Below are 12,882 nucleotides of genomic sequence, written 5' to 3'. Positions count from 1 at the left end.
AATTGATTACCATAATTGTTTAGAAATGAAATCCTTGAGCCATAGCCCCAGTAAAATAATCGGTGCACAAGCAGTCAATGCGAGACACACGTAAACCAATACACTAAAACCCGTCAGACTCATCATAGTGACTCCTCGCGCTCCGCTAATTGGTCCCACTTAAACGCTGAATTGCTGCGCCACAACCCAAGTGCACAAATACTGGCGGAAACTGCACAGGAAATCAGAGCGGCGACATAGAACCCAATCATAAAGTAGCTGATTAATCCAAGCAGTGTACCCAATGTCATAGCAGTTGCGGCATAGGCTCCGGTTATTCGGCGGCTATACAAACCGAGGACAACGGGGAAAATAGTGCTAGCAACAAAGGCTCCGGCAAAATTCAGCAAGGCGCCCAGTGTGGCTATTTGCGGCAGACAAAACAGCCAGGTCAGCACACCCAAGCCGATAATACTGTAACGATTGACGCGCATCAGTTGGCGGTCGCCTGCCTGCGGATTGAATTTTTTGTGGTAGAAGTCGCGGGTAACTAGGTCGGCAGTTGCAGCAAGCAGCGAATCTAAACTTGATGCCAATGCAGAGAACACCACCACAAACACAACCACTGCCCCAACTTTACCCAGTACTTCGGCGGCAACCATAGGTCCAACCATATCAGCACTCGGTGGGAAGATACCTAATTGTGGCGCGGCGAGCGCAATAAACCCCGTGACAATCGGGATCGGTAGCCACAACAAACCCCCTAATAAAAACGCCTTCATGGCGACTTTGCCACGAAAAGCGAGTGCGCGTGACCACCACACATTGGAATGGAAGATCTCTCCCAAACCAAAAAAGATATTGTTGAACAAAAACATGATGGCAGCTGGGAATAGTAAATCGAGTAATTGTGGATGTTCGCCACTGAGCTCACGATGAATCGAGTCTAAGCTGACAGTATCAATTAAAAACCACGCGATCAGCACCACACCAAGAATGATTATCACCGCTTGAATAAAATCCGTCGCGATGACCGCTCGTAAGCCACCAAAAAGGGTGTAGCCTACACAAATCAACAAAATAGCTGACATACCGATGTGATAATCTAAGCCGCTCAAGGCTTGCAAGAGTATGCCTCCAGCCATACCCAACGATACCAACCAACCAAATGCATAAACTACAGAGATGACAATAAAGGCCCACCATGCAGCGCGGCCATACCTGAGTCGGATGAAATCGCCCGACGTGTAGCCGTTCGGCATGAGTTGTTTGATGCGCGCAGCAAGCGGCGCAAATAAAATGAGGCCGAGCGCAGCGAATGAATATCCCACCATGCCCCAGATTCCGAACTGATAAGTCAGTTGCGGCGCGACTAACGTGGTGTTGCTAGTGACCCAGGTCGCCATAGCGGTTGCAGCAGCCAGAGCCATACCAACGTTGCGTCCGGCTAAGGCAAAGTCCTCGTGGCTTTTATTCGCGCGCCCCAAATACCAGCCAAAAGCTATCCACGCGCAGCCAAACAGAACGACAAGCCAAAGACCTAGCTCGGTGCTCAGCGCAAAGCCAGAATCACTCATGGTTCACTCCTTGGCTTGCTTGCTGTGAAGCACGTTTGAAAAAATACAGTTGTGTCGCTACAAGAATCACAAACAACAGCAAGCCAATACCGAATAACGATAAAGCCTGCCACAATGAGTAATGGTCAACGGTCACTTCAATCACATTGCTATGCGAATGCCCCTGCTCATCCACCAGACGCAAAAAATACTGACCCGATGGCACACCCGTAGCGGTGAGCTCAGAGAAATCGCCAAAGTAGCGATAATATTTGGGATTAGTGAAATCTGTGGAGGTGGCTTGTTGAAGTTGAAGCTCGGATAGTGGTATCGGATTTTCTGCTGATTCCACCAGAGACGCTTCGACTACGAAGTATCCGGCGCGCACAGATCCGTCAGGTCCACTCAGTTGATAGTCTTGAGCAGAAACCTGAGTTGCAGTGAACATTACTGCTACTAATGCAGCCAAAAAACTGCAATATCGACGCACTAACCGAGTGACCTTCGGCACGAATCCTTCCAAATTGAACGTGACTTTAAAGCCTACCAACCCCAGCAACTCTTTTCAACTCGAACTGTTTTAACAAAACTGCGCAGTCATGCCATCTGCGAAAGATCGTTCTGGCGTGGTAGTTCGTAATAGGTTGAGGTATCCTTTTTTCAGACTCATAAAGCGGTAGTAGCGAGATGATATACGTGTATCTATGCAGTATGGGAGCCAACTTGGCTCCTGAAGAGAATTTCGCCAAAGCACGGTCGAAACTGACCCCATTGGGCGAGATCCATTACTCGCGTGCGGTCTATACGAAACCAGTTGATATCGACACCGAACATGATTTTTTGAATTCGCTATTTGTAATCGCGACACAGCTCGATGCCGAAGTTTTAAAAATGGCCTTTAACAAAATTGAGACTGAGCTGGGTCGTGATAGAGACGATCCTGAATGCAGTAAAAAAGATCGACCTATGGATATCGATATTCTGGGTGCTATTGATGAAGATGTCTGGGAATCCGTTCCAGCTTATCTAGCCAGCGCCATCCCCTCACTACAACCTATTGCACAACGATTAACTGAGCAGGAGCAAGTCACTTTATGACCCAGCGTGTCGCACTCATCACTGGCGCTGGCCGCCGTTTTGGCTTCGAGTTGGCGCAAGCGCTACTCGCCGAGGATTACCTTGTTTTTGCTCATTACAATACGTCCAAAGCAGGAGTCGAAGAACTCGAATCTAAAGGTGCGATTGGCGTGCAAGCCGATCTCGCTGATTTGAACCAAGTCCAAGCGTTAATAAAAACTGTGCAGCAGCACACGCTGAAAATTGACCTGTTGGTGAACAATGCATCCTGCTTCTTCAATAATGAGGCGGTCGATGCGAGTTTAGCTAATCTGGATGCGGTATTTCGCGTGCACACTATCGCACCCTATTTACTCATTTCTGGCTTGCAACAAGAACTCAAAGAGTCTGGCCAAGCATTAGTTTTAAACATTACTGATATATACGTAGACAGTCCGTCCACCGACTATTTGGCTTATTGTGCGGCAAAAGCTGGTCTCGCGAATCTCACCCAAGGGTTTGCCAAAGCATTAGCACCGGAAATTCGCGTTAACGCTATTCAACCTGGCCCGATTCTATTCTTACCCGAGCATGATTCTGAGCATCGTCAAACGGTCCTCGCACAAACTCCGTTGAAGGTCGAGGGTGGCTTACAACCGATGATAGATACGGTCAGATTTCTGCGCGACAACCCTTTTATTACTGGGGAATCCATTAAAGTTGATGGTGGTAGAGCGCTAAATATTTAAAGGCATTCCTGACTTAATGTGCTAAAACTTAAGCGTTAAATTCGTTTTATCACTGCAAGGAATTCGCCATGAAAGTTCAAGCCTTGACGCTAACGGGGATTCTCCTCGGGCTCGTCACCGCCCCTGTTTTAGCTGATGAATCAGCGCGATTACTTCGTCAGCCAGATCTATCTGATAGCCATATCACCTTCGTTTACGGTGGTGATATTTGGTTAGCTGATCGAGATGGCTCTAACCCACGCCCATTGACCACTTCGCCAGCGCCAGAATCGAATCCGAAATTCTCGCCCGACGGCAATTGGATTGCCTTCACCGGTAATTACGATAGCAACGCAGATGTGTATGTAATGCCGATTACTGGCGGGCAACCAACCCGACTGACTTACCATCCAAGCGGTGACGTGGTGAATGGTTGGAACCCAGCTGGCGATAAAGTTTTATTCGCATCCAATCGTGAAATACTTAATTCGCGCTCCAATCAGCTGTTTGAAATTGCTGTCGACGGCGGTTATCCGACGAAACTAATGACTGCAGTGGCCTATGAAGGGCAATGGTCTGATGATGGCGAGCGACTCGCGTATCGACCCAACAATATGGCTTATTCGGGTGCGAGCGGTTGGCGCTTGCATCGAGGTGGAAGCACACCACCCATTTGGATTATGGATGTCGCGGATAATAAACTCGAACGAGTGCCACATCCGAATGCCAACGAGCACAATCCATTTTGGCTTGGCGACTCGGTTTATTTCCTATCCGATCGCGACAACGTCGCAATGAATCTTTTCCGCTATGACGATGGTGACGTGGTGCAGCTCACTGAACATAGCGACTGGGATATTCAAAGCGCCAGCGGCCACGACGACCATGTCATTTACGAAGCTGGTGGCTACTTGTACCTCATGAATATTGATTCAGGGGCGCGTGATGTCTTAACAGTAAAGCTAAATGCTCCATCAGAACAACGTCGTCCACAATGGAAAGATGCATCACGTCAACTGACGTCTGCTCAGCTTTCAACGACCGGTCAGCGAATTTTGGTTACGGCACGTGGTGATATTTTTACCGTTCCAGCCAAAGATGGCAGTACTCGTAATCTAACCGCAACCTCCGGCATTCGTGAGTTTGACGCGCTGTGGAGTGCAGATGGCACCCAAGTGGCTTACATTTCTGACCAAGGCAATCGACACAGCTTGGTGATTGCTGCTCAAGATGGCACCGGCGAACCTGAGAAGTATTTATTGGGTGAAACGGGTTATTTTAATCTGTTAGCGTGGTCTCCAACGGGTGATCGCATCGTCTATCAAGATAACCATCTGAATCTGTATAGCTTTGATGTAGCTTCTGAATCGATGCAACGCATTGCGACGACGCCTCGTCGAGCCGATTTCCAAGTCAGCTTTACCAGCGATGGACGCTACTTGGCATTCACTACGTCTGAAGCGAACTACTTCAGCCAGATTACCATTCATGATTTCAGTACGGGTGAACAATACCGTCTCACAGACGGCATTAGCCACGCGCAAAATCCAGTTTTTACAGATGATTATTTGTATTTCGCAGCATCTGTTAATACAGGTCCAAGTCAAGTCGGCTTAGATCTGTCAACGCAGGAACGTCCGGTAAGACTCGGTATTTATGCGGCAGTACTCCGTCATGACGGTCAATCACCATTATTCCCGAAAACTGGCGATGAACCTGCGGTTTCGGCTGACGAGAAATCGGCAACTGAAGAGGATGCGGATAAATCAGTAACCATTGATTTTGATTCCATTCAGAATCGAATTGTAGGTTTGCCAATTGCAGAAAAGAATTACGGCAAGCTTGGCGTTGGTAAAGACGGTGGACTCTTTATTCTGGAGTCACCTCAAGCAGGTGCTAGCAATGAGCCTCCGGGCTCTGGCGGTCCAGGCGACGCAACCTTGCATCGTTTCAACTTTGAAGAGCAAAAACTGGAAACCGTTGAATCCGGCCTGTCCACCTTCGAGTTGAGTCCAGATCGCAGCAAGCTTTTGCTGATCACTCGCCCAAATCAACTCAAGCTCGGTGACGCTGCAGCTAAACCGGATGCTAAGCCGGTCAAACTCAGTGATGTCCGCAGTTTCATTGATCCAGCGGCTGAGTGGCAGCAAATTTTCGATGACACTTGGCGGATGCAGAAGGAATACTTCTACGACCCGAACATGCACGGTATAGACTGGGATGCGATGTACGACAAATACCAACCCATGTTAGCGCATGTACAGCGACGTGAAGATCTGAACGACGTTCTCGTTCAGCTCATCGCGGAACTGCAGGTCGGTCACAACCGCGTCGGTGGCGGCGATGTCTATCGCGGTGAATCGACCAATACTGGCTTACTGGGCGCCGATTTTGCTATCACGGACGGTCACTATCAAGTGACTCGTGTCTATCAAGGCGACCGCTGGAGCCCGTATTTGGATGCGCCACTCGCGCAACCTGGCGCCACCGTGGAAGCTGGTGAGTTCATTCTTGCCATCAATGGTCAAGCTATCGGCAGTCAGACTAATATCTTCCAGCATCTGGAGCAAACTGCCGGACAGCAAGTCACCCTTACCGTAGCGAGCGATGCTTCTGGCTCAAACTCGCGTGAAGTCTTAGTAAAGCCAACGCGATCAGAATCGACACTACGACTGTGGCATTGGGTTGAGCAAAATCGGCAGTACGTCGATGAAGAATCGAACGGGCAAGTCGCATACATCTACCTACCCAATACTGCCGATGGCGGGTTCTACTTCTTCAATCGGATGTTCTTTGCGCAAGTCGATAAACCGGCTCTGATTATCGATGAACGTAGAAATGGTGGCGGACAAGCAGCGAACTACATTACCGAAATATTAGCGCGTCCCTTTTTATCCGGCTGGAAAGACCGCGATGGTTTGACGTTCAGCACGCCTGGTGGCGGCATCTATGGACCGAAAACCATGCTGATTGACCAAGACGCTGGCTCTGGTGGTGACTTCCTGCCATGGTCCTTCAAACGGTTAGGCTTAGGTAAACTCATTGGTACACGCACGTGGGGTGGTTTGATTGGAATTTCTACCAATCCATCCTTGATTGATGGTGGCGGTCATGTGGTTCCTTTCTTCCGCTTCTACACGCCTGATGGCGAGTGGCGGGTTGAGAACGAGGGGGTTGCGCCAGATATCGAGGTCATCCTCGACCCAACATTGGTGAATCAAGGTCGTGACCCGCAGTTAGAACGCGCTGTAGCTGAAACTCTCAAAGAGTTACGAGCGAACCCGCCTGCTGATCATAGCGAAGCGCCAGCGATGCCAACTAAACTCGGCCTCTAGCGTTTCATGCTCAAAATAAAAAACCCCGTGGCAACAACCACGGGGTTTTTCTTATGACCGACAACGGACTTTTTACGCCGCCAGCATCTGCCGCAATACGTAATGAAGAATACCGCCGTTTTTGTAATAAGCGAGTTCGTTACCGGTATCAATTCGACACTTCACTTCGAACTCAACCGTCGAGCCATCTTCTTTTTTCGCCGTTACTGTAAGCATCTGCCCCGGCTTCAAATCCTCATTGATACCGGCAATAGAAATCTCTTCCTTACCGGTGAGTCCATGCGCTTGAACGCCCTGCCCGTCAACAAATTGCAACGGCAACACGCCCATGCCCACCAAGTTGGAGCGGTGAATACGTTCAAAACTCTCAGCAATGACCGCTTTCACACCAAGCAAGGTTGTCCCCTTGGCAGCCCAGTCGCGGCTCGAGCCAGTACCATATTCCTTACCAGCTAATACCACCAGTGGCGTGCCTTCTTGCTGATACTTCATGGCAGCATCATAAATCGACATCTGCTCGCCGGATGGCACATGCACGGTATAACCACCCTCAACATCATCCAACATTTGGTTTTTGATACGAATGTTAGCGAATGTACCGCGCATCATGACTTCGTGATTACCGCGGCGCGAACCGTACGAGTTGAAATCAGCGACATCGACGCCGTTTTCTTGCAGATATTTACCTGCTGGCGAAGAATCCTTGATAGAACCTGCAGGCGATATGTGGTCAGTCGTAATCGAATCTGCAAACACAGCCAAGACGCGCGCCTGATCGATGTTGCTAATCGGCTCTAACGGCTTATCAATGCCATGGAAATATGGCGGATTTTTCACATAGGTCGAATCGTCACTCCAGTTGTAGGTATTCCCCTCACCAATTGGGATAGCGCGCCATTCATCATCACCTTTAAATACTTCCGCGTATTCACGACGGAACATATCGCCATCAACAAACGCGACAGCTTCGGCAATTTCAGAGCTGCTTGGCCAAATATCCTTCAAGTAGACTGGGTTGCCATCTTTATCGGTACCGAGCGGATCATTACTCAAGTCGATACGAGTGGTTCCGGCCAGAGCATAGGCAACAACAAGTGGCGGTGAAGCCAGCCAATTGGCTTTGACGTCAGAGTGCACTCGACCTTCAAAGTTTCGGTTGCCTGACAGTACCGATGACACCGTCAAATTACCTTGATTAATTGCCTTGCCGATTTCCGGTGGCAACGGTCCTGAGTTACCGATACAAGTCGTACAACCATACCCGACCAAGTTAAAACCCAACTCATCCAGATATTTAGTGAAACCAGCTTTGGCGAGGTAATCCGTCACCACTTTTGAGCCTGGTGCTAACGATGTTTTCACCCACGGCTTCCGATCTAGGCCTTTCTCGATTGCTTTTTTGGCTACTAAGCCCGCAGCCATCAACACACTCGGATTTGAGGTGTTGGTGCAGGAAGTAATGGCAGCAATGACGACATCACCGTGCGACAGCGCGTAGTCAGTCCCTTCCACAGGAATTTCTTTATCTTTCTCGTCGGCTTGGCCCGAACTCTCGAGTAACAAGTCAAAATTTGCACCTAACTGCGGCATGGCGACGCGATCTTGCGGACGTTTTGGTCCCGCCAGTGACGCGCCAACCGAACTCAAATCCAGTTCCATAGAATCAGTAAATACTGGCTCTACGCCCGTTTCCCGCCACATTCCTTGGGCCTTGCTGTAGGCCTCAACCAAATCAATCGTTTCTTGATCGCGGCCGGAAAGCTCTAAATAACGCAGTGTTTCGCCATCAACTGGGAAGAAGCCACACGTTGCACCATACTCAGGCGCCATATTGGCGATAGTCGCACGGTCGGCCAGAGGCAGATTGTCCAAACCTGGACCATAGAACTCAACGAACTTACCGACTACGCCATGCTTACGTAACATCTGCGTTACCGTCAGCACCAAATCGGTTGCCGTCACGCCCTCTGGTAATTTACCGGTCATGCGGAAGCCGACGACTTCTGGAATCAACATTGAGATTGGTTGACCCAACATAGCTGCTTCGGCCTCGATACCACCAACACCCCAGCCCAATACGCCTAAGCCATTGATCATGGTCGTATGCGAGTCGGTGCCGACCAACGTATCTGGAAGCACATAAGTCTTGCCGTCTTGTTCTTTCGTCCAAGCTACTTTCGCCAAATATTCCAAGTTCACTTGGTGACAGATACCGGTACCTGGCGGTACGACGCGGAAGTTTTCAAAGGCACTTTGGCCCCAGCGCAGGAACTGATAGCGCTCGAAATTACGCTCCATTTCAATTTTGACGTTTTGTTTAAACGCCTCGGGTGTCGCAAATTTATCCACCATAACGGAATGGTCAATAACCAAATCAACGGCAGATAACGGATTAATCTGATTTGGATCCTGTCCTGCTTTAGCAACAGCATCACGCATTGCCGCTAGATCAACGACCGCTGGAACGCCGGTAAAGTCCTGCATGAGTACACGAGCAGGACGGTATTGAATTTCTCGATCGGAACGTTTGTCCGCCAACCAATGTGCAACGGCCTCGATGTCCGTTTTGGTGACCGTGTCATCGTCTTCATTACGTAACAAGTTCTCCAACAATACCTTCATCGAGACTGGAAGCGTTGCGGCATCTCCAATATTTCGCAATGCCTCAGTTGCTTTGGGCAGACTAAAATAATGGTACGTTTTACCGTTTACTTCTAGGGTACTTAAGGTCTTCAGGCTGTCGTGGCTCGACATAGCTCTCTCCTTTTCCACGCACAATATCATTCCATAAGCTTAGCTGCTTAGTGCCAGCTAGGCTATATTTCTAACTTATAATCACTATGGTAGTGCTGTCGTACAAGATCAACCTTCATCCTGCCACAGGCAGATTCAAATAGCAGGATATTTGCTTGAAACCTGTAGGTTTTCCTTCCACTTAGCTAAGAATTGCGATTTACTATAAATGCTATCACGCTACATTTATTGGGAACTTGACCACTGGCATGGATAAACCGGCACTAGAGTCACTAGGTCGCTACATCGATTTACTCCTCGATGTCGTTTGCGTCGTCTCGTCGAACGGCGAATTCGCATACGTGAGTAAAGGTAGTGAAGTTGTGTTTGGATACCGCCCTGATGAAATGATCGGTCGGCAAATGATTAATTTTGTCCATCCCGATGACCGCGAGCGCACTCTCAATGCCGCGCGCGATATCATGTCCGGTCAGCATAAAGTGAATTTTCAAAACCGTTATATTCACAAACAGGGACATGTAGTTTACGTGCTGTGGTCAGCGCGCTGGTCAGAGGCTGATCAAAGGCGAGTTGCCGTCGCCCGAGACATCACCAAGCAATATCAAGCTGAACAACGTCAACAACTGTTGCTTGAGATCTCACAAGCAGCGCATGAAGCGAGAAATGTGACCGCTTTAAACCAGTCAGTGCAAAAGCTAATGGCGAACTATCCCGACCAAAGCATGGATACTGATTTAGAAAGCTTTATTGCTCGTCATATTGACACGTTGCAAGAGCGCCAAGCTCTCTTAAATCGATTACAAAATTTAGCGCACACCGATGTTTTAACCCAACTTCCAAATCGCGCAGCATTCTACACCACCTTCCAACAAGCTGTTGAACATGCACATCAGAAGCGTCAAGCATTAGCGCTACTGTACCTGGATCTAGACAACTTCAAGACCGTAAACGACCTACACGGTCACAAGTCAGGTGATCGAGTATTGTTACAAGCGGCTCGCATTATTCGTCAAGCAGTTCGTTCTACAGATACCGTCGCTCGAATCGGCGGTGACGAATTTGTCGTGTTGCTCGAGTATCTTGAACATCCCAACGATGCGACTGCCGTTGCTCAGAAAATTATTACCGCTTTTGAGAATCAATCTGGCGATGAATTGCTCGATCAAGTGAGACCAAGTATTGGCATTGCTATCTGGCCGCGACACGGTGCTGATCTGGATGATCTTCTGCAAGTTGCCGATACCGCGATGTACGAAGCTAAACATCATGAAACAGAGTCGTTTATAATGGCGAGCTCGAGCCCACCTATTCACAAAGCTTAGGACTAATTCATGAGCAAAGTACTAAACGACCTATTAAACTTACTTCGTTTAGAGACCATTGAACAAGGAATCTATCGGGGTCAAAGTCAAGATTTAGGATTTGGTGCTGTATTCGGCGGCCAAGTGATCGGCCAAGCCTTATCCGCAGCGAAAGAGACTTTGCCCGAAGACCGTAAAGTACATTCACTGCACACCTACTTTCTTCGCCCCGGCGATCCAACGCGCCCCATTGTGTACGATGTAGAAAGCATTCGTGATGGCAAGAGTTTTTCAACGCGGCGGGTCCAAGCAATTCAGCATGGCAAACCGATTTTTTACATGACTGCTTCGTTCCAAATCAGTGAGCCAGGATTTGAACACCAAGATCCGATGCCAGAAGTGCCCGGGCCAGAGGGATTAGTATCGGACATCGATATCTATCGTGAGCATGCCGATTTAATTCCTGAACAAATTCGGAACAAGTTCATCTCTGAAAAGCCGATTGAAATGCGTTTTGTCACCAGCTTTAACCCGTTTAAACCGCATAAAGCAGACCCGAAGCGCTACGTTTGGTTGCGAGCGAATGGCCCAATGCCAGACGACCAACGCGCTCACAAATATCTGTTAGCCTATGCATCCGACTTCAACTTTTTACCCACGGCAATGCAACCTCATGGGCATAGTTTTGCCGAGCCAACCATTCAAATGGCAACCATTGACCATGCCATGTGGTTTCACCATGAGTTTAGAATGGATGATTGGTTGTTATATGCCATCGACAGTCCAGTCGCGTCTGGAGCACGTGGTCTAGTGCGCGGACAGTTCTTTACCCGCCAAGGCAAGTTGGTTGCCTCGACCATTCAAGAAGGTGTGATGCGGAAACGCTGAGAGAAAACGCTACGGACTGAGAAGCCCGTAGCGTCATTCATTACGAAATACTAAAAAAGAAACCTGCGATAGCTGCACTCATCATATTCGCGAGCGTTGCAGCCAATAATGCCTTGATACCAAGACGAGCGATATCATGCCGACGGCTCGGCGCCATACCACCCAGTCCGCCCAGTAAGATTGCGATGGACGAGAAGTTCGCAAAGCCACACAAAACAAAGGTGATAATCACTTGGCTATGCTCACTGAGTTGGTCTTTGTAATTGACGAAATCGAGATAGGCAACGAATTCATTAATCACTAGTTTCTGGCCAATAAAGCTACCCGCTAATTGTGCCTCATCCCAGCTCACACCTAACATGTAAGCAACGGGCTGGAAGATATAGCCAAAGAGCTCTTGCAACGATAATTCAGGGTAACCAAACCAGCCGCCAACCCAGCCAAAGATGCCGTTGATCAATGCAATGAGGGCAACAAAAGCAATCAACATAGCGCCGACGTTGATAGCCAACTGAACGCCACTTGACGCGCCGGCTGCCGCGGCATCAATCACATTCACCGAACGATCTTCAACTTGAACGTCACCTGCCTTCTGCGTGTCTGTGCCTTCGATGATGTTATCGAGATCCTCGCGCGGTTTTTGCGTTTCTGGCATGATCATCTTGGCCATCAGCAATCCAGCTGGAGCGGCCATAAAACTCGCCGCAATCAGATACTTCAGCTCAACGCCTACACCCGCATAACCGGCCAATACCGAACCCGATACAGATGCCATACCACCGACCATTACCGCGAATAGTTCTGAGCGCGTCATGCTGGCTATGAAGGGACGGACCATCATGGGTGCTTCCGTTTGTCCAACAAAGATATTTGCCGCAGCTGACATGGACTCAGGCCGACTACTACCAATAATCTTCTGCAACGTGCCGCCCAATATTTTGATGATCCACTTCATGATTCCGAGGTAATAGAGCACGGAAATCAGTGATGAGAAAAAGACGATAACGCTGAGTACTTGAATGGCGAATACAAAACCAAAATCGGCAGAAGCCAAACCGCCGAACATAAATTGAATGCCCGCATTGGTAAACGAGATGATCTTCGCGACTCCCGCTGCTACTGCATACAGTACGTCTTGTCCAAACGGCACGTACAAAACAAAAGCGCCCAACAATACTTGAATTGCAAAAGCGCCACCGACAGTGCGCCAGCGGATTGCTTTACGATTTGCAGAAAACAAATAGGCAATCAGCAAGATGATCGCGATACCAAGAAAACTATTCAT

9 protein-coding genes are annotated in these 12,882 nt (G+C 48.8%); 5 read left to right on the top strand and 4 right to left on the bottom strand.

The features are described 5' to 3' along the window. Positions 1–122: 122 nt before the first annotated feature. Together CWE22_RS01065 and CWE22_RS01060 are read right to left on the bottom strand one after the other, a co-directional pair. Positions 123–1,556, bottom strand: coding sequence for a sodium:solute symporter family protein (locus CWE22_RS01065; RefSeq protein ID WP_169929554.1), 1,434 nt, complete (start codon positions 1,554–1,556; stop codon positions 123–125). Beyond that, a complete protein-coding gene (locus CWE22_RS01060) occupies positions 1,549–1,983 on the bottom strand; it encodes a hypothetical protein (RefSeq protein ID WP_169929553.1) in 435 nt (144 codons plus the stop codon). The genes CWE22_RS01065 and CWE22_RS01060 overlap by 8 nt, the downstream gene beginning before the upstream one ends. A gap of 239 nt (positions 1,984–2,222) precedes the next feature. Here CWE22_RS01060 and CWE22_RS01055 point away from each other — a divergent pair, with 239 nt between their 5' ends. The 3 genes from CWE22_RS01055 (at position 2,223) to CWE22_RS01045 (ending at position 6,654) form a co-directional block, all read left to right on the top strand. Beyond that, positions 2,223–2,633, top strand: coding sequence for a 2-amino-4-hydroxy-6-hydroxymethyldihydropteridine diphosphokinase (locus tag CWE22_RS01055; RefSeq protein WP_275069049.1), 411 nt, complete (start codon positions 2,223–2,225; stop codon positions 2,631–2,633). Next, positions 2,630–3,340 (top strand): SDR family NAD(P)-dependent oxidoreductase, encoded by a 711-nt coding sequence (locus tag CWE22_RS01050; RefSeq protein WP_169929552.1) that lies wholly within the window; start codon positions 2,630–2,632, stop codon positions 3,338–3,340. Before CWE22_RS01055 ends, CWE22_RS01050 begins: the two co-directional genes overlap by 4 nt. Before the next feature lie 68 nt (positions 3,341–3,408). Then, positions 3,409–6,654 carry a S41 family peptidase gene (locus CWE22_RS01045; RefSeq protein WP_169929551.1) on the top strand — a complete coding sequence of 1,082 codons (3,246 nt, stop codon included), beginning with the start codon at positions 3,409–3,411 and terminating at the stop codon, positions 6,652–6,654. 72 nt (positions 6,655–6,726) lie between these two features. On the opposite strand, the gene acnA is transcribed toward CWE22_RS01045, so the two are convergent. Next, on the bottom strand, positions 6,727–9,408 hold the full coding sequence (gene acnA / locus CWE22_RS01040; RefSeq protein ID WP_169929550.1) for an aconitate hydratase AcnA: 2,682 nt from the start codon (positions 9,406–9,408) through the stop codon (positions 6,727–6,729). 248 nt (positions 9,409–9,656) lie between these two features. Between acnA and CWE22_RS01035 the strand changes: the two genes are divergently transcribed. Further along, positions 9,657–10,730, top strand: coding sequence for a sensor domain-containing protein (locus tag CWE22_RS01035; protein WP_169929549.1), 1,074 nt, complete (start codon positions 9,657–9,659; stop codon positions 10,728–10,730). Between the two features lie 9 nt (positions 10,731–10,739). Continuing rightward, on the top strand, positions 10,740–11,597 hold the full coding sequence (gene tesB / locus CWE22_RS01030; RefSeq protein ID WP_169929548.1) for an acyl-CoA thioesterase II: 858 nt from the start codon (positions 10,740–10,742) through the stop codon (positions 11,595–11,597). 40 nt (positions 11,598–11,637) lie between these two features. Here the strand turns inward: tesB and CWE22_RS01025 are convergent, their stop codons facing one another. Further along, positions 11,638–12,882, bottom strand: a complete 1,245-nt coding sequence (locus CWE22_RS01025) for a NupC/NupG family nucleoside CNT transporter (RefSeq protein WP_169929547.1) — start codon at positions 12,880–12,882, stop codon at positions 11,638–11,640.

The organism is Pseudidiomarina aestuarii (assembly GCF_003987355.1).
Lineage (GTDB): Bacteria > Pseudomonadota > Gammaproteobacteria > Enterobacterales > Alteromonadaceae > Pseudidiomarina > Pseudidiomarina aestuarii.
Note: the sequence above shows the minus strand (reverse complement) of the source record. Positions and strands in the feature narration are given on the sequence as shown.